Origin of the sequence: Allobranchiibius sp. GilTou73 (assembly GCF_021391335.1) — a bacterium.
In the GTDB taxonomy this organism is placed as follows: Bacteria; Actinomycetota; Actinomycetes; order Actinomycetales; family Dermatophilaceae; genus Allobranchiibius; species Allobranchiibius huperziae.
The window spans coordinates 1042605-1058931 of the sequence record NZ_CP090051.1; the positions used below are offsets into that span (position 1 = coordinate 1042605).

Genomic DNA, 16327 nt, shown 5'->3' on the forward strand with positions numbered 1-16327 from the left:
CCGAGACACGCCGCTTGCTCGACCTCGTGACGGTTCCGGCCGGGGCGGCCCGGATGGCCGGCGCGCCCACGGCGCTGGCCGGTCCGGTGATGGGAGCACCGAGGTCGGCCTCGTTGATCGACACGTCACGGTTCTGGCGCGTGCCGATGACCATGCAGCAGTCCCAGGGGTGGCTCGCTGCGCACGCGCCGGGCGGCCTGAGCGCAACGGGATCCGCCAGCTCGACCTCCGGCTCCGTCGTGACGAGCGTCGGATCCGCCTACACCGACGATCGGCCGAGCAGCGCCTGGCAGAACGCGATGCTCGACATCGGGATCGCCCCCGCCGGCGCCTCGGCGAGCGTATGGCGCGCCGATGGGATCGCACTCTGGCTGGACTCCACCCCGGCCACGGCTCCCGCTGGCGGCAGCCGACTGGCTGTCACGGTGGCGAGCGGCTGCCCACGCAGCGACCGGGGCGCCACTGACGTCACACCCGGACCGTCCTCGTCCCTCCTACCAGCGGGGTCACCGATGGCCGGGCTGATCTGCTCCTACAACGGCCTCAACGGTGCAGCGTTCGCGCTGCGATCCCGGGCGCGGCTGACCACCACGCAGGCGGGTCGACTGGCGCGCAGCGCGGCCACGATCGACCTCGCCCACACCGATGGCGGCAGCGTCGTCTGCCCGAACGACGACGAGTCCGTCACCGTCATTGCGTTCAGCTACGCCGACGGCGCGCGTGCTTCCCTCTGGCTGACGGAGACGGGGTGCCGCTCGATCTCCAACGGCACCATCGACGCCGGCGATTACCCGTCCCTCTCCGCATTCGCCACCACGGTGGCAGGGCTCCTCCCGCGCTGACGGTGCCGCTGAACGCCCGTCGAGCCGGTCGGCGTACGGCGCGATCTCACCGGGCCGCATACTCGAAGAGATGCTTCCTCTCGTGCGAGTCCCGACCGGCGGTGCTCAGCGCGCGCTCGGCCGGTTGTTGCGCTCCAAGGTGGCCGGTGACGACGCCCCCGCCAAGGCCAAGGGCATCTGGGAGGCCGAGGGACCGCGCTGGTTCACCCCTGACGACCCGATCTGGCGTGTCCACCAGCACGCCGCGATGTTCCCCGGCGGAGTGGCGGCGCTGCTGTTGCAGTCACTGCACCCTTCGGCGATGGCCGGGGTCGCCGGGCACAGCGGCTTCCGCGGCGACCCGTGGGGTCGGTTGCAGCGCACCAGCTACTACATCGCCGCGACCACCTTCGGCACCATCGAGCACGCCGAGGAGGTCATCGCCCACGTCGCCTCGATCCACGAGCGTGTCCGCGGTCGCACCGACGACGGCACGCCGTACGCCGCGTCCGATCCCGATCTGCTGAGCTGGGTCCACGTGGCCGAGATCCACAGCTTCCTCACGGCCTACCAGATGTACGCCGGCGCTAGCGAACGGCTCTCGGCGCAGGAGGCGGACACGTATGTCTCCCAGGCCCGTACAGCCTCCACGCTCCTCGGCGCACGCGATCTGCCGGCCGACGTGACGGAGCTTCGCGAACAGCTGCATTCCTACCGGGCGGTCCTACGGTCCACGCCTGCCGCGGTCGACGCCTGTCATTTCCTGCTGCGTGAGCCGCCGCTTCCGCGAGCGGCCAAGCCGGGCTACGTCCTCGTCGCACGCGGTGGAGTCGCCGCGCTGCCCAACTGGGCGCGCCGCGGCCTCGGGCAGTCCGGGCTGGACGTCGCGCGCCGAGCCGACACCGTCGCGGGCTCGCTCAGCGTCGCCACGATCACCTGGGCGATGTCCGGGTTGCGCGACGCCGAACAGCGCGCAGCCTGAACACGCCCCTCGCGTCCCGGTGAGTGACACCATCCGAGCGTGACTCGTGTGATGGAGCTGTGGCCGCAGATCGCCCGCGAGATGGAGGAATTGCTGCGTGCGGACGGTCATTCAGCGCTCGCAGATCAGGTGCCGACCCTCGAGTTCGCGCAGATGTGCGAATGCGGCGATTCGTTCTGCGACACCTTTTTCACGGTGCCAAGGCCGGACGGCGCCTGGGAACCACACACGTGGACGATTGATCTCGAGCCGTCCTGGGCCGGCTACCTGCTCATCCACGTGCAGCAGACCTCACCTGAGCGGATCATCGAGGTGGAGGTGCTCTACCGGGACGGGCTCAGCTGACGCAGCCCGAGCGTCAGCGCTTCTCGGCTTCCTTCTGGAGCTTCTTCTCGCGCTTGTCGATCGCCTTCTGCATGGGCGGGGCGAGTTCGCCGGTGGAGCGCATGTAGTAGTCGGCGACCTTGCGCTCGACCAGGGTCGTAGCACCCGCAAGCATCGCGGCCGAGATGACGGCGAACGCAGTGGCCTCGGCATGCGAGCGCTCGGGCTCGTAACGGTCGGCAGGCGCCTTCTTGCCGGTCGCGGCGCGCCACCCGGTCTGGGTGACCTTGGTCGCGACTCGGGTGGAGGCCAGCCGAGTCGCCGCGGAGAGCACCTTCCACGCAATCGAACCCATGAGCCCACCTTTCGACGACGGATCGGAAACCTTCGTCAAACCTACCCTGCGAATGTGGCGCCCCGCCGCGCGCGCGTATCGTGAGCGGCGGATACGACAGGGGAGCGCAGCAGCGCTGAGAGTGCGGATCGGCCGCAGACCCTCGAACCTGATCCGGTTAGTACCGGTGTAGGAAGTCGGGGCCCCTCGTTAAGAGGAGGTCGAATCCAGTGAAGTTCACCATCATGTCCGTATGCGCGGTCATCGCACTGCCCGCCCTGGCCGGCTGCGCGGTGAGCGGCAGTGAGGCCGCCGGTCCGCCGGACCACACCTCGGCCAAGAACCGTCAGGTGGTGCTGGTCACCCACGACTCGTGGGCCGTGCCCCCGTCGGTCCTCAGCGACTTCACCAAGACGACCGGCTACCAGGTCAAGGTGCAGGCCTCCGGCGACGCCGGCCAGCTCGCCAACTCCCTGGTGCTCACCAAGGGCGACCCCACCGGCGACGTCACCTTCGGCATCGACAACACCTTCGCCTCACGGGTGGCGGATTCGGGCGCACTGCAGGCATATTCGCCGCCTTTACCAGCCGGTGCCGCCACGTACGCGCTGAGCGGTGCGCCGGCCGCGATGCTCACGCCGATCGACTACAGCGACGTCTGCGTCAATGTCGACGATGCGTGGTTCGCCAAGCACCACCGCACGGCGCCGAGCAGCATGACCGACCTGACCAGCCCGGCGTACAAGGGACTCTTCGTCAGCCCGGGCGCCGCCACCTCATCACCGGGCCTGGCCTTCCTGCTCGCCTCCATCGCGAAGTACGGGCAGAGCGGCTGGCAGGGGTACTGGAAGAAGCTGATGACGAACGGCGCCAAGCTCACCAGCGGCTGGAGCGACGCGTGGGGAGTCGACTACACGGCTGGCGGCGGCAAGGGTGATCGGCCGATCGTGCTGTCCTACAACACGTCTCCGGCCGATACCGTCACGGCGGGCAAGTCGACCACCTCGGCGTTGATGGACAGCTGTTTCCAGGAGCAGGAGTACGCCGGGGTGCTCAAGGGCGCCAGGAACACTGCCGGGGCGCAGGCGTTCATCCGCTTCATGCTGGGGCGCACGTTCCAGACCTCGATGCCGGGCAGCATGTATGTCTTCCCCGTCGACCGGGGCGCGGCGGTGCCGGCCGACTGGAAGTCCTTCGTGAAGACGCCGAGCAAGCCCCTCAGCCTGCCCGCCTCGCAGATCAGCGCGCAGCGGGACCGGTGGATCAGCCAGTGGCAGGACGTCACCTCGTAGGCGACGAACTATGAGAGTCAACGGTCTTCACCGATGGTGGCCGGCTGCGGTCGCTGTGGTGCCGCTCGCCTTCCTCGCGGTCTTCTTCGTGCTGCCCGTCGGCGGGATGCTCACGCGCGGACTGCATCCGGACGGCCACTGGGCACTCGGTGAGGCCGTCGCCGTCTTCGGACGCCCGCGCGAGCGCCGGGTGGTCCTCTTCACCCTGGGCATCGCCACGCTCGGCACAGCGGTGACCACGCTGCTGGGCCTGCCGGTCGCGTACGCGCTCTACCGGCTTCGGATCCCGGGCGCCGGGGTGCTGCGGGCGCTGGTCGCCACCCCGTTCGTGCTGCCGACCGTCGTGGTCGGCGTCGCGTTCCGCACGCTGCTCGTGAGCTCCGGGCCCCTCGGCTTCCTCGGGCTCGACGGCACCTGGATCGCGATCGCCCTGGCACTGGTGTTCTTCAACCTGTCGGTGGTCGTGCGCACGGTCGGCAGCGCCTGGGCCGGCCTGGATGCGCGCCCCCCAGGAAGCCGCCGCGGCGCTGGGGGCCGGACCGGTGCGGGTCTTCGCGACCGTCACGCTCCCTGCGCTGGCGCCGACGATCCTGTCGGCGGTCACGATCGTCTTCCTCTTCTGCGCCACGGCGTTCGGTGTGGTGCTGACGATGGGCGGGCTGCGCTACAGCACGATCGAGACCGAGATCTATCAGCAGACCACCGACGTGTTCGACCTGCGCACGGCGGCCGTCCTCTCGATCGCCCAGTTCGTGGTGGTGATCCTGCTCCTGGTCGTGGTCGAACGCGCTCGCGCCGGCGTGCGGCACCAATCGGCGCGCGCCGGGGTGGGACAGCGACGTCACCCCACCCGTCGCGACCTTCCCGTCCTCGCATCGACGGTCGCCGTCGTGGTGTTCCTGATGCTGCCCCTCGCGAGCCTGGTCGTGCGTTCGCTGCATGCCGACGGCGGATGGAGCCTGGAGAACTACCGGCGCCTCGGCACGACGGGTGATGGTGGTGCGCTGCTGGTGCCGGTCGGCGACGCGATCGCCAGCTCGTGGCGCATCGCCGTCGACGCCACGCTGTTGTCAGTGGTGCTGGGGCTCGCCGTGGCAATCACCGTCGCCTACCGACCGAACGGTGGGTCAGGCGGTCGCCGTCGGCGTCGACTCGCCGTACTCGACGCCGTCTTCATGTTGCCTCTCGGAATATCAGCGGTGACAGTTGGATTCGGTTTCATCGTCACTCTGAATCGACCGCCCCTCGACCTACGCGACTCGCAGATCCTGATCCCCATCGCCCAGGCATTGGTTGCGCTTCCCCTCGTCGTGCGCACCGTGGCGCCCGCGCTGGCCGCCATCGACGACCGGCAGCGCCAGGCCGCGGCGAGCCTGGGGGCCGGCCGCCTGCAGGTCGTGCGCACCGTTGATCTCCCCGTCGTATGGCGATCGTTGCTCGCGGCGACCGGTTTCGCCTTCGCGGTGTCGCTGGGCGAGTTCGGTGCCACCAGTTTCCTGGCGCGCCCGGCCCATCCGACCCTCCCGGTGGTCATCTACCAGCTCATCGGGCATCCGGGCGGCGACAACTTCGGGATGGCGCTTGCGGCGTCCGTCCTGCTCGCCCTCATGACCGCCGCGGTGATGGCCGCGGTGGAGAGTCTGCGCGTGGGATCGGTGGGCCGGTTCTGATGGGGGAGCTACAGATCCAGGACGTCGGTGTCAGCTTCGACGGGTCGCCCGCGGTCGATGGGGTCGATCTGACGGTGTCCGCCGGTCACACGCTCGCGGTGCTCGGGCCCTCCGGATGCGGCAAGTCGACCCTGCTGCGCGTGGTCGCGGGACTGCAGCGACCCGATCGCGGGCGGGTGATCTTCGACGGCGTCGACCTGACGCAGACGCCCACCCATCGCAGGGGGTTCGCGCTGATGTTCCAGGACGGCCAGCTCTTCGCCCATCTCGACGTCGCGCACAACGTGGCGTACGCGCTGCGTCGTCGCCGGCTCCCGCGGGCGGTCGTGCGGGCCCGGGTGGCGGAGCTGCTCGACCTCGTCGGCCTCGCCGGGCTGCAAGACCGGCGGCCCGGCTCTCTGTCCGGCGGCCAGCAGCAACGGGTCGCACTGGCTCGAGCGCTCGCTGCCGAACCACGACTCCTCCTGCTGGACGAACCGCTGTCCGCCCTCGACACCGCGCTGCGCGAGCAGCTCTCGATCCAGCTGCGGGACGTGCTGCGGACGACCGGGACGACGGCGATCATGGTGACCCACGACCAGGGGGAGGCATTCGCCATCGCCGATGACGTGGCGCTGCTGCGGGACGGCCGCGTCGTCCAGCACGGGCCCGCGCTGGAGGTCTGGCGCGCCCCCGTGGATGCCGATGCCGCGCGCTTCCTCGGCTACCGGACAGTGCTGCCGGCTGACGCGGGACTGTCGCTGGGACACCCCGGTTCCCCGATAGCGCTGCGCCGCAACGCACTCCGGCTCGACCGCGACGGGCCCATTGAGGCCACGGTGCTGTCGAGCGCAGCAGACCCGGACGGCGTACGGCTCATGGTCAGGATCGAGGGCCTGGGCGATCTGCCCGCAGTCACCGACGGGCCCGCGCCCGAGCGCGGGGCGCAGGTGCGGCTGCGGGTGCAGCCCTCGTCGGTCGCGAAACTGCCCGATGTCGGCAGGTCGGTCACCTCCCGGACAGACTGAGTCCATACTCTGTTCGCCTATGGCAGCGGCGGAGGACGGTCTCACGACGCAGTCGTTCGACTGGGTGTGGTGGCGACGGGTCGCGGTCGTCGGGTATCTCGTGGTGCTGATGGGCTACATCGTGCTGTTCGGGGTGCCACTGGACCGTGTCGGCCTGATGCTGTGGATCATCGCCGGTGTCTCGTGTGCCGTCGTCGGCCGCGGGTGGCGTGCCTGGGGAAAGGTGATGCTGGACTGGCTGCCGTTCCAGGGACTTCTCCTTGCGTACGACTTCAGTCGGGGTTTCGTCGGCCAGTACGACACGGACGGCACGGCCCCGCGCGACGGCGCCCACAACATCATCGGTCTTCCCCTGCACACGACCTTCCCGATCCACGCCGACCGCTTCCTCTTCGGCGGCACCCTGCCGACCCAGTGGCTCCAGGCCCACCTGCACCATCCCGGCGGCAGCCGTTGGTACACCGTGCTCTTCAGCCTCAGCTACACCAGTCACTTCCTGGTCACCCCTCTGGTCGCAGTCGCCCTGTGGGTCTGGTGGCGGGACCGGTTCCGTGCGTGGGTCTACTGCGTGCTCGGGCTGACTCTCGTGGGGCTGGCGACCTACTTCCTCTTCCCGATGTCGCCTCCGTGGCTGGCGTCCGAGCAGGGATACATCTCCGGGGCGCCCGTCGGCCGCTACAGCGGGGAGGGCTGGGACTACCTGCACCTGAAGTTCGCCTCCCGCGCCCTCTCCGTGGGGCAGGCGCAGGCCAATCTCGTGGCCGCCATGCCTTCCTTGCACGAGGCGTTCACCGTCCTCGTGGCCGGCTTCTTCTGCTTCGGCGCACGCTGGTGGGTCAAGTGCCTGCTGGTCTGCTACCCGCTGCTGATGGCGGTCTCGCTGATCTACGCGGGTGAGCACTACGTGATCGACGAGCTGGTGGGGGTCGCCTTCGCGATCTGCGTGCTGGTCTGCTGGCGGTTGCTGCGGCGCGCCCGGCTGCAGCGCGCGAGATCAGCTGGGGAAGTGCCGCACCGTGAGGATCTGTTCAGCGCGACCGACGGGCCCGGCGACGTCGTTGAGGGTGGTGGAGGTCAGTCCCACCCCGTCCGCGCCGAAGGTCACCGCAGTGTCCAGTCCCACCCACGCGGGATCGGGAGCGCGGACCAGGTGGATGCCCAGGTCGACGTTCGGGAACATCATCTGCGTGGGTCGCATCCGGGTGGCGCTGCCGTTCGCGGCGTCGACGAGCATCACGAATGACGACATCGGGTCGGCCAGTTCGTCCTCCAGAAGCGCGGCGGCACTTCGCACCCACACCCCTCGGCGGCCTTCGCGCCCGTCGGACGCTGTGCGCCACTCCAGCGACGCGATGAACGCGCCCTGCCACTCGGCGCCCCCCTCGGCGTAAGCGAGGCAGTCCTGCGGGGCCGGCATGGCGGGCAGTTCGCTGCCCTCGACGTCGGCGGTGTCGCTGAGCTGCAGACGCCAGGCCCGCGCCCGCACGATGGTGCGGCCGCCGATCGTCAGGTCGGCCTCCAGCAGCTCGATCGTGCGCCCCGGGCGCAGGGTGCGCACCTCGATGTGCAGGTCCTGCAGCGGGATGAGCCCCAGGATGTCGAAGCTGAGCCGGGCGATGCGCATGCCCTCGCGCGGCTCGTGCCGGATCAGCTCCTCAGTGATCAGCCCGCTCACCGGCGCCATGTGCTGCTCGTCGGGGCGCCAGGCGCCCTGCACCGAGATGCTCGGCCGGTAGTGCCCCGCCCCGAGAGATGTGTAGAAGGCAGGCACCGAGGCGGCGGACGTCATACGGGGCACGGTACGAGAAGCCGTCCGGCCGCCTGAAGCGGGCATCAGCGAATCCGGTTCATTTCATTCACGGTTGGATCAGATCACGGGCTTTCCTGGGAATTTCCTATGGATCTGGTCAAGATGTTCTCTAAGTAGTGTGCAGAGATGTAGTCGAGTCTTGTTCTCGGTGGAGGGGCCCGAGAAGCTGCGGCTCGCCGGTTATTCCCGGCACGGCCTCGCAACAAGGAGATCCCGAATGCGCAAGTCCCCCGTTATCGCCGCGCTCGCCCTGGCATCCGCCTCGGCGCTCACCGGCGCCCTCACCCCATCTGCGTCTGCGGCCGGATCCGTTGTGCAGCAAGCACATTCGTGTACGCAGAAGGTCGCCAAGGGCTACGCCACCTGCTTCGCGGTGAAGCTGGAGAACACCAAGGGTGCCGCGGTCAACGCCGCCGGCCGTTCGATCACCCCGAGGGCCATCTCCGGAAAGACCCCGACCGACATCCGCAGCGCGTACAAGCTCGCCGGTCTGAACTCGGGCGGCCGTACGGTGGCCATCGTCGACGCATACGGCTACCCGAACGCCGAGCGCGACCTGGGCGTCTACCGCAGCCAGTTCGGTCTGTCGTCGTGCACGAAGGCCAACGGCTGCCTCACGATCGAGAACCAGTCCGGCAGCACATCCTCCCTCCCCGCCACCAACGTGGGCTGGGACCAGGAGCAGGCGCTCGACCTCGACGCCGTGTCGGCTGCGTGCCCCGACTGCAAGATCCTCCTCGTGCAGGCCAGCTCGGCCTCCAACGCCAACCTCGGCACGGCGGTCAACACCGCCGCGAAGAAGTCCGGTGTCGTCGCGATCTCCAACAGCTACGGCGGCGGCGACAGCTCCGACTCCACCTACGGCAAGTACTACAACCACCCCGGCATCGCGGTCACGGCGTCCACAGGTGACGACGGCTACCAGGGCGCCAGCTACCCCGCGTCCTCGCACTACGTCACCGCGGTCGGCGGGACCTCGCTCTACACCGCGTCCAACACCCGTGGCTGGACCGAGTCCGCATGGAGCGGCGCCGGTTCGGGCTGCACCACGCTGAACACCGCTCCGAGCGGCCAGAACTCGGCCGTCACGCACTGCTCCGGCCGTGCCATGGCGGACGTGTCGGCGGTCGCCGACCCCAACACGGGTCTCGCGGTCTACGCACCCACCAGCTCGACCTCGTCCTCGTGGGCGCAGTACGGCGGCACGTCGCTGTCCTCGCCGATCGTCGCGTCGGTCTACGCGCTGTCCGGCAACACTGCGGGCTACGCGAACGCCCTTCCCTACGCCCACACCTCGGGTCTGTTCGACGTGACGAGCGGTAGCAACGGGTCCTGCTCCTACTACTGCTCCGCGCAGAGCGGCTGGGACGGCCCGACCGGTCTCGGTACCCCGAACGGCACCTCCGCTTTCTGATCCATCCACTTCGCCCCGCGGTCGCACGTCGACCGCGGGGCGTTGTGATGCTCCGGCGCGGCACGAACGCCGCCACTGCATCGAACGCATAAGTGCGCCCGAGGTCGCCTACCCACTAGTTTCGAACGGCAGGCCCGATCGACCCCTACGTAGGAGGATCACTCAATATGAATTCGAAGATCTGGTGGATCATCATTGCGGTGGTCGTGGTGGTCGTCGTTCTTGCCGTGATCGGCGCGGTCATGAGCAGGTCGCGCAAGCGGGCACATCGACGCGAGGCGCACCACCTGCGTGACCGTGCAGAGCGCGGTCAGGCCACGGTGGCCAGGGCCGACGATCGTGCGCAGACCGCGACGGAGACCGCGCAGGATGCCCGCGCCACGGCGGATGCACAGGAGCAGCGCGCCCAGGAGCTGGAGACCGAGGCGCGGCACGAGCAGGAGGCCGCGGCGGCCATCCACCGCGAGCACGATGAGACGCTGCGCAGGGCTGACAAGGTCGACCCCGACGTGCAGACCGACCGCGCCGGCAACCGGGTGGGCGATGACAAGCGCAACGACGAGGACACCACACGCAACACCGCGGGCGCCGCGGCCGTAGCGGGACAGACCTCCTCTTCCGACGAGCCCACCCGACAGGCCGCAGAGGACGACCGTGGTGCGAGCGCGGCAGCGCCCCTTCACGAGGATGGTTCGGATGCGGACGCCAGGCCGGTTCCCACCGGCGGGACCCACTACGAGGACGAGGCGACCGGCGCGCCTTCTCAGGTCGGTCACGAGGGCACCGGTGAGCGCACCGCGTTCGGTGAGCAGGGCACCGGCCAGCAGGACCCGTATCGGGATGAGGCCGCTGGTCAGCCGTCGCACCTGGAGGGTCAGGGCGCCGGTGAGCGGGGCGTAGGCCAGCAGGACCCGTATCGGGATGAGGCGTCGGGTCAGCCGTCGCACCTGGAGGGTCAGGGCACTGGTGAGCGGACCGCGTTCGGTGAGCAGGGCACCGGCCAGCAGGACCCGTATCGGGATGAGGCCGCTGGTCAGCCGTCGCACCTGGAGGGTCAGGGCGCCGGTGAGCGGGGCGTAGGCCAGCAGGACCCCTACAGGGATGAGGCGTCGGGTCAGCCGTCGCACCTGGAGGGTCAGGGCACTGGTGAGCGGACCGCGTTCGGTGAGCAGGGCACCGGCCAGCAGGACCCCTACAGGGATGAGGCGTCGGGTCAGCCGTCGCACCTGGAGGGTCAGGGCACTGGTGAGCGGACCGCGTTCGGTGAGCAGGGCACCGGCCAGCAGGACCCGTATGGGGATGAGGCCGCTGGTCAGCCGTCGCACCTGGAGGGTCAGGGCACCGAGTTCCAGCAGGAGGATGCCGGTGAGCGTCCCGTCTGGGACGAGGAGACCGGCGAACGCACACATCTGCGGGACGGCGAGACCGGCGAGCCGCCCGCACACCGGTAGCGCGTGGGTGCACCGCGTGCACCACACGTGAATTGATCACGACGCCCCAGGGACACCCTGGGGCGTCGTGTTGTGCCAGGACGGATCCGCGGCCTTGCCGGTGCGCGACCACTGACGCCGCCCTGCGCAAGTCCCTACGCTGGCGGAATGTTCTCCTTGTCGACCTCGCGCCCGGCCACGACCTCGCAGACGGTGACCAGGAGGGTCCTGGGCGGTGTGATGACGCTGGCAGGCACCTCCCATCTGACCTTCGCCCGCCGCGAGTTCAAGGCGCAGGTGCCCGACTGGTTCCCGATGGATCAGGACCTGGTCGTGCTCGGATCCGGCGTGGTCGAGATCAGTCTGGGTCTGGCCATGCTCCTGCTGCCGGAGCAGCGACGTCAGACCGGGCTCGCGCTCGCGGCGTTCTATGTCGTGATCTTCCCCGGCAACATCGCGCAGTACGTCGAACGCACCGACGCGTTCGGACTCGACACCGACACCAAGCGACTTCTTCGTCTCTTCGGCCAGCCGGCCCTCGTCGCCGCGGCCCTGTGGGCAGCAGGTCTGCCCGAGCGCAACCGCTGACCCCTTCTTTTTGGACATGCGCGACGGGGCACGGCTGCCTCGCCGTGCATGGCGAAATCGTAGACCCTTGACGTATCTATTCACTGTGTGAATAGATACGTCCATGTCGACCGGTCATGTACTTCTGGGGCTGCTCAGCAGGGGGAAGCAGCACGGCTATGACCTGAAGCGTGGGTACGACGACCGTTTCCCGACAGCGAAACCGCTCGCGTTCGGGCAGGTCTACGCCACGTTGGAGCGCTTGCACCGCCAGGGGTTCATCGAGCCCGTGGCGGTGCAGCGCGTCGACGGACCGGACCGCACGGTCTACGCCGTCACGGCGGCCGGTGCCGCCGAGCTGCAGAGCTGGCTGGATCAGGTCGAAGAGCCGTTCGCGTTCGTGAGCAACCCGCTCGCGACGAAGGTCACCATCGCCATCCTCGCGACGAGCGAGCAGCAGGCGACGGCGTACCTGCTCCGGCAGCGCCAGGCGCACCTGCGACGGATGCGGCACTTCACCAAGGTCAAGGTCGACCCCGCGTCGTCCCTGGACGAGGTGCTCGGCGCCGATTACGCCCTCTCCCATCTGGACGCCGACCTGCGCTGGATGGACACCGCCCTGCAGCGGGTCACCGCCCTCACCAAGGAGATGCACGCATGAGGTCCGAACCCAGCTCGCAGGCGCCGGTATTGAGCGCCCGCTCGCTCGTCGCGTCGTACGGCCGAAACCCCGCGCTGAAGGGGGTGAGCCTGCAGCTCGGGCGTGGCGAGATCCTCGCGGTCACGGGGCCGTCCGGCTCAGGCAAGTCCACGTTGCTCATGTGCCTCGCCAGTGTCGTGCGACCGGATGCCGGTGAGGTGTTCTACGAGGAGCGCCGGATCAGCATGGAGAGCGAGGCCGAGAGGTCTCGCCTGCGGCGGCGTGACTTCGGGGTGCTCTTCCAGTTCGGCCAGTTGGTGCCCGAGCTCACGGCCATCGAGAACGTGGCGCTACCGCTTCTGCTAGACGGAGCGCGTCGCGGGGCGGCGATGGCTGCGGCGACGACGTGGCTGGAGCGGTTCGAGGTCGTCGGGCTGGCCCGCACGCGACCGACGGAGATGTCCGGCGGGCAGGCCCAACGTGTCGCGGTGGCGCGAGCCATGGTCACCGAGCCGCAGGTGCTCTTCGCCGATGAGCCGACCGGCTCGCTGGACAGCCTGAACGGCGAGCAGGTGATGACCCAGATGAGCCGTGTCGTGCGGGAGGCGGGCACCAGCGTCGTCCTGGTCACCCACGACGCCCGGGTCGCGGCGTACGGCGATCGCGAGATCCAACTGCGCGACGGACAGATCGACGGCTACGACGACGCCGTCGACGCGGCGCACCTGGTGATCGGTGGGGAGGCGTCGTGACCTCCGCGCGCGGGCCACGGTTCGCCAGCCTTCTGCGGCTCGCTCTGCGCGGCGGCCGGGCAGACGCGCTGCGCATCGTGCTCACCGCGGTCGGCTCGGCCTTCGCGTCATTCGTGCTGATGCTCGCGGCGGCAGTAATCAGGATCGGACCGCACGACGGGCCCTACACCACCAAACTGCTGTCCGAGCCCGGTCTGCACCCGGGAGTGGTGGTGGCGATGATCGCGATCAGCGCTCTGAGTCTGTCCTTCGTGGGGCAGTGCAGCCGCGTCGGTGCGCCGGCCCGCGACCGGCGGCTGGCCGCGATGCGGATGGCCGGTGGCACGCCCCGGGACGTTCGCACCGTCCTCGCGCTCGAGGTCTGCTGCGCTGCCGCCTTGGGCTCGGTGGTGGCCGCGTCGGCGTATCTCGTGATCCATCGATGGTTCTCGACCGGCGGATCCGGCAGGGGGTTTCAGATGGGTGAGCAGACGGCCGACCATGCACACCTGCTCCCCACGGACGTCCTGCCACACCCCGTCTTGCTCGTCATGGTGCTTCTGACGGTGCCGGCCGGTGCGTCCCTGCTCGGGCTCCTCGCGCTGCGGCGTACGGCGCTCACGCCGTTCGGAGTGATACGCCGGGTGATCCACCGACCGCCCGCCATCGCTCCCGTCATCGTCTTCCTGATCGGCGCGATCGGTCTGATCGGTTGGTCGGCGATTCCAGCGCGTCTTTACGGAAGCCAGGGTGCTTTCCTGCTTCTGATCACGGCGTTCTTCCTCTGCACCGGAATCGGCCTGGTGCTCGGGTCGGCAGCGTGCGCGTTCCACCTCGGAAGGCTGGGAGCTGCACATGCGCGTCGGCCCGCGGCACTCATCGCCTGTCGCCGAATGGTGGCCGCGCCCTTCACCGCCAGCCGGGCCTGCGCCGCCGTCGTCATCTCGGTGCTGATTGGAGCGGCAGCGCAGGGTGTGCGCGCCGACTTCCTGCTCCGCACCGCCGGCAACGACGACCCCTTCTACGCCAACGCGTTCGACCTGGTGGACGTCGTCCTGGCTGTCGCGATCGCCATCGCGGTGGCGGGCCTCCTGGTGGTCGCCGCGGAGGGAGTGGTCGCCCGACGGCGCACTCTGGCGGCCCTGGTCGCCTCGGGCGTACCGCGTCGAACGCTCGCCGCCGCGTCGCTGCTGGAGATGGTCGCCCCGCTGGTCCCGACCGTCCTAATCGCCACAACGACGGGAGTGCTCGCCGCGCGCGGTGTCTTCGGCACCACCGCGAGCATGAGCGTCCCGTCCGGCACCACGACGGAGGCCGACGGAACGATCGTCACAGGGTCCCGAAACATCGTCGTAGGGGTGCCCGTGCCGTGGGCTGCTCTGGCCGCGGTCGCTGGCGGCACGCTGCTGGTCGCGGTGGCCCTGACCGCGGTGTCGTTGCTCCTCCTGAGACGCAGCACCAATCTGGCGGAGCTGCGCGCGGCCTGAGCCACGCGGTTGTCCGCACCCGTTGAATTTCGCCATGCGCCACGGGGCAGATGTGCCCCGTCGCGCATGGCGAAATCGACGACGGTCAGCCGACGGTGCTGACCTCCAGGTCGCCGTCGGCGTACCGCTGACGCAGCACCTTCTTGTCGAACTTGCCGACGCTGGTCTTGGGCACCTCGTCGATGAAGGTCCAGTGCTCGGGCAGCTGCCACTTGGCGACCTTGTCGGAGAGGAACTCGCGCAGCTCGTCCGCCGAGGGGGAAGCGCCGGAGCGGAGTACGACGGCCGCGAGCGGCCGCTCGTCCCACTTGTCGTCGGGCACGCCGACCACGGAGGCCTCGACCACGTCCGGGTGACCCATGAGGTGGTTCTCCAGGTCGACCGAGCTGATCCATTCGCCACCGGACTTGATGACGTCCTTGGATCGGTCGGTCAGCACCAGGAACCCGTCGTGGGTGAGCAGACCGACGTCGCCGGTGCGCAGCCACCCGTCGTCGAACTTGGCGGCCGCGTCGTCCAACTGCTGGTCGGACTCGGTGCCGTTGGAGTAGTAGGCGCCGGTGACCCAGGGCCCGCGCACCTCGACCTCGCCGACGCTCTCGCCGTCCCACGGCTTCTCGTCGCCGTCGGGTCCGATGATGCGCGCCTCGACGCCGCACAGCAGTCGACCGGCCGCGGCCCGGTAGCGCCAGTACTCGTCCGAGCCCTCCTCGGCGTGCCCCGGCGGGACCGCCAGGCTTCCGACGGGCGAGGTCTCGGTCATGCCCCAGCCCTGGATGATCTCGATGCCGTGGCGTTCCTGGAAAGCCCTCATCAGCGACAGCGGCACGGCGGATCCGCCGACCATCAGCATCCGGCAGCTGGAGACGTCGGCGTCGTCGTGCTCGTCGAGGTACTGCAGCAGGGCGTTCCACACGGTCGGGACGCCGGCGCCGGTGGTGACCTTCAACTGCTCCATCATCTGCGCGAGCGGCTCGGGCTGCAGGTACTTGTCGGGCATCACCAGCGACGCGCCGGACACCATCGCGCAGTACGGGTAACCCCACGCGTTCGCGTGGAAGAGGGGCACGACGACCAGGAAGTTCTCCGCCTGGCGCATCGCGAGACCGGACACCACGCCGGTCGCGTGAAGGTAGTTGCTGCGGTGGGAGTAGACGACTCCCTTGGGGTTGCCGGTGGTGCCGGAGGTGTAACACATCGACGACGCGCAGTTCTCGTCCAGATCCTCCGGCCAGTCGAAGGTGTCCTGCTGCTCGTCGAGCAGCTCGCGCCAGCCGCGCACGCTCTCGACGTGCTCGGTCTGCGCGATGGCGGTGCGCACCTCGTCGCTGACCGCGTCGCCGTTGATGATCACGTGTCGGATCGCTGGCAGCTTCGGCAGCACCTTGCTGAACGGCTCGGCCAGGCTGTCGTCGACGATGACGACCTCGCTGCCGCCGTGCACAGCCGTGTAGATCAGCTGCTCGGGGAAGAGGCGGATGTTGATCGCGTGCAGCACCGCGCCCATCGACGGCACCGCGAGGTAGGCGACGAGGTGCTCGGTGTTGTTCCACATGAACGTGCCGACCCGCTGGTCGTCGGTGATTCCCATGCCGCGCAACGCATTCGCGAGGCGCGCGGCATCCTGGCCGACCTCGGCGTACGTCGAGGTGCGCGCGCCGTCGGCGGTCCAGGTGTAGACGGTGCTGTCCCGGTGGACCGTGGTGCCGTAGCGCAGGAGTTGGGAGATGAGCAGAGGCGTGGTCTGCATGGTGCTCTTCATGTGATCAGCGTCTCACCCCGAAGTGACTCCCGCGTAGGGCTCGCCAAGGATCAGCG

The 16327-nt window shown here is 69.3% G+C and carries 15 protein-coding genes, 1 pseudogene and 1 riboswitch; of the genes and pseudogenes, 13 read left to right on the plus strand and 3 right to left on the minus strand.

The window, feature by feature from the left end; all coding sequences use genetic code 11:
* Positions 1–26: 26 nt before the first annotated feature.
* The 3 genes from LVQ62_RS05210 (at position 27) to LVQ62_RS05220 (ending at position 2148) form a co-directional block, all read left to right on the plus strand.
* Entirely contained in the window at positions 27–842 is an 816-nt protein-coding gene (locus LVQ62_RS05210) for a hypothetical protein (protein ID WP_233765971.1), read from the plus strand.
* Between the two features lie 70 nt (positions 843–912).
* Positions 913–1803, plus strand: coding sequence for an oxygenase MpaB family protein (locus LVQ62_RS05215; protein WP_233765974.1), 891 nt, complete (start codon positions 913–915; stop codon positions 1801–1803).
* Positions 1804–1842: 39 nt separating this feature from the next.
* Positions 1843–2148 (plus strand): hypothetical protein, encoded by a 306-nt coding sequence (locus LVQ62_RS05220; RefSeq protein ID WP_233765976.1) that lies wholly within the window; start codon positions 1843–1845, stop codon positions 2146–2148.
* A gap of 13 nt (positions 2149–2161) precedes the next feature.
* Here LVQ62_RS05220 and LVQ62_RS05225 read toward each other — a convergent pair whose 3' ends face one another.
* Positions 2162–2482: a DUF4235 domain-containing protein gene (locus LVQ62_RS05225; RefSeq protein ID WP_208052636.1), complete on the minus strand. Its 321-nt coding sequence runs from the start codon at positions 2480–2482 to the stop codon at positions 2162–2164.
* Between the two features lie 88 nt (positions 2483–2570).
* Positions 2571–2674, plus strand: a riboswitch (TPP riboswitch).
* A gap of 17 nt (positions 2675–2691) precedes the next feature.
* Here LVQ62_RS05225 and LVQ62_RS05230 point away from each other — a divergent pair.
* The 4 genes and pseudogenes from LVQ62_RS05230 to LVQ62_RS05245 form a co-directional block, all read left to right on the plus strand.
* Entirely contained in the window at positions 2692–3753 is a 1062-nt protein-coding gene (locus LVQ62_RS05230; RefSeq protein WP_233765978.1) for a thiamine ABC transporter substrate binding subunit, read from the plus strand.
* A gap of 497 nt (positions 3754–4250) precedes the next feature.
* Positions 4251–5423 (plus strand): ABC transporter permease, encoded by a 1173-nt coding sequence (locus LVQ62_RS05235; RefSeq protein WP_370639675.1) that lies wholly within the window; start codon positions 4251–4253, stop codon positions 5421–5423.
* Positions 5423–6430: an ABC transporter ATP-binding protein gene (locus LVQ62_RS05240; RefSeq protein ID WP_233765980.1), complete on the plus strand. Its 1008-nt coding sequence runs from the start codon at positions 5423–5425 to the stop codon at positions 6428–6430. Before LVQ62_RS05235 ends, LVQ62_RS05240 begins: the two co-directional genes overlap by 1 nt.
* 226 nt (positions 6431–6656) lie before the next feature.
* A pseudogene (locus tag LVQ62_RS05245) lies at positions 6657–7382 on the plus strand (phosphatase PAP2 family protein); the annotation flags it as partial.
* A 42-nt stretch (positions 7383–7424) separates the two neighbouring features.
* Here the strand turns inward: LVQ62_RS05245 and LVQ62_RS05250 are convergent.
* On the minus strand, positions 7425–8219 hold the full coding sequence (locus LVQ62_RS05250; protein ID WP_233765982.1) for a thioesterase family protein: 795 nt from the start codon (positions 8217–8219) through the stop codon (positions 7425–7427).
* Positions 8220–8457: 238 nt separating this feature from the next.
* Between LVQ62_RS05250 and LVQ62_RS05255 the strand changes: the two genes are divergently transcribed.
* The 6 genes from LVQ62_RS05255 to LVQ62_RS05280 all read left to right on the plus strand — a co-directional run bounded on the left by LVQ62_RS05255 (position 8458) and on the right by LVQ62_RS05280 (position 14509).
* Entirely contained in the window at positions 8458–9654 is a 1197-nt protein-coding gene (locus LVQ62_RS05255; RefSeq protein ID WP_233766000.1) for a S53 family peptidase, read from the plus strand.
* 167 nt (positions 9655–9821) lie between these two features.
* The gene (locus tag LVQ62_RS05260) at positions 9822–11105 is read left to right on the plus strand and encodes a hypothetical protein (protein WP_233766014.1); all 1284 of its coding nucleotides are present in this window, start codon (positions 9822–9824) and stop codon (positions 11103–11105) included.
* A gap of 147 nt (positions 11106–11252) precedes the next feature.
* Positions 11253–11672, plus strand: a complete 420-nt coding sequence (locus LVQ62_RS05265; RefSeq protein WP_179483201.1) for a hypothetical protein — start codon at positions 11253–11255, stop codon at positions 11670–11672.
* A 103-nt stretch (positions 11673–11775) separates the two neighbouring features.
* Entirely contained in the window at positions 11776–12312 is a 537-nt protein-coding gene (locus LVQ62_RS05270) for a PadR family transcriptional regulator (RefSeq protein WP_233766018.1), read from the plus strand.
* Positions 12309–13043, plus strand: coding sequence for an ABC transporter ATP-binding protein (locus LVQ62_RS05275; RefSeq protein ID WP_233766020.1), 735 nt, complete (start codon positions 12309–12311; stop codon positions 13041–13043). The genes LVQ62_RS05270 and LVQ62_RS05275 overlap by 4 nt, the downstream gene beginning before the upstream one ends.
* Positions 13040–14509 (plus strand): FtsX-like permease family protein, encoded by a 1470-nt coding sequence (locus tag LVQ62_RS05280; RefSeq protein WP_233766022.1) that lies wholly within the window; start codon positions 13040–13042, stop codon positions 14507–14509. Before LVQ62_RS05275 ends, LVQ62_RS05280 begins: the two co-directional genes overlap by 4 nt.
* Positions 14510–14594: 85 nt before the next feature.
* Here LVQ62_RS05280 and LVQ62_RS05285 read toward each other — a convergent pair whose 3' ends face one another.
* Complete coding sequence (locus tag LVQ62_RS05285; protein ID WP_233766028.1) at positions 14595–16271, minus strand: fatty acid--CoA ligase; 1677 nt, start codon at positions 16269–16271, stop codon at positions 14595–14597.
* Positions 16272–16327: the final 56 nt, after the last annotated feature.

Coding starts and splice junctions, on each gene's coding strand:
- LVQ62_RS05240 (WP_233765980.1), top strand. CDS start 5,423: ATGGGGGAGCTACAGATCCAGGACGTCGGTGTCAGCTTCGACGGGTCG.
- LVQ62_RS05250 (WP_233765982.1), bottom strand. CDS start 8,219: ATGACGTCCGCCGCCTCGGTGCCTGCCTTCTACACATCTCTCGGGGCG.
- LVQ62_RS05265 (WP_179483201.1), top strand. CDS start 11,253: ATGTTCTCCTTGTCGACCTCGCGCCCGGCCACGACCTCGCAGACGGTG.
- LVQ62_RS05235 (WP_370639675.1), top strand. CDS start 4,251: ATGCGCGCCCCCCAGGAAGCCGCCGCGGCGCTGGGGGCCGGACCGGTG.
- LVQ62_RS05285 (WP_233766028.1), bottom strand. CDS start 16,271: ATGAAGAGCACCATGCAGACCACGCCTCTGCTCATCTCCCAACTCCTG.
- LVQ62_RS05225 (WP_208052636.1), bottom strand. CDS start 2,482: ATGGGTTCGATTGCGTGGAAGGTGCTCTCCGCGGCGACTCGGCTGGCC.
- LVQ62_RS05215 (WP_233765974.1), top strand. CDS start 913: ATGCTTCCTCTCGTGCGAGTCCCGACCGGCGGTGCTCAGCGCGCGCTC.
- LVQ62_RS05270 (WP_233766018.1), top strand. CDS start 11,776: ATGTCGACCGGTCATGTACTTCTGGGGCTGCTCAGCAGGGGGAAGCAG.
- LVQ62_RS05255 (WP_233766000.1), top strand. CDS start 8,458: ATGCGCAAGTCCCCCGTTATCGCCGCGCTCGCCCTGGCATCCGCCTCG.
- LVQ62_RS05275 (WP_233766020.1), top strand. CDS start 12,309: ATGAGGTCCGAACCCAGCTCGCAGGCGCCGGTATTGAGCGCCCGCTCG.
- LVQ62_RS05260 (WP_233766014.1), top strand. CDS start 9,822: ATGAATTCGAAGATCTGGTGGATCATCATTGCGGTGGTCGTGGTGGTC.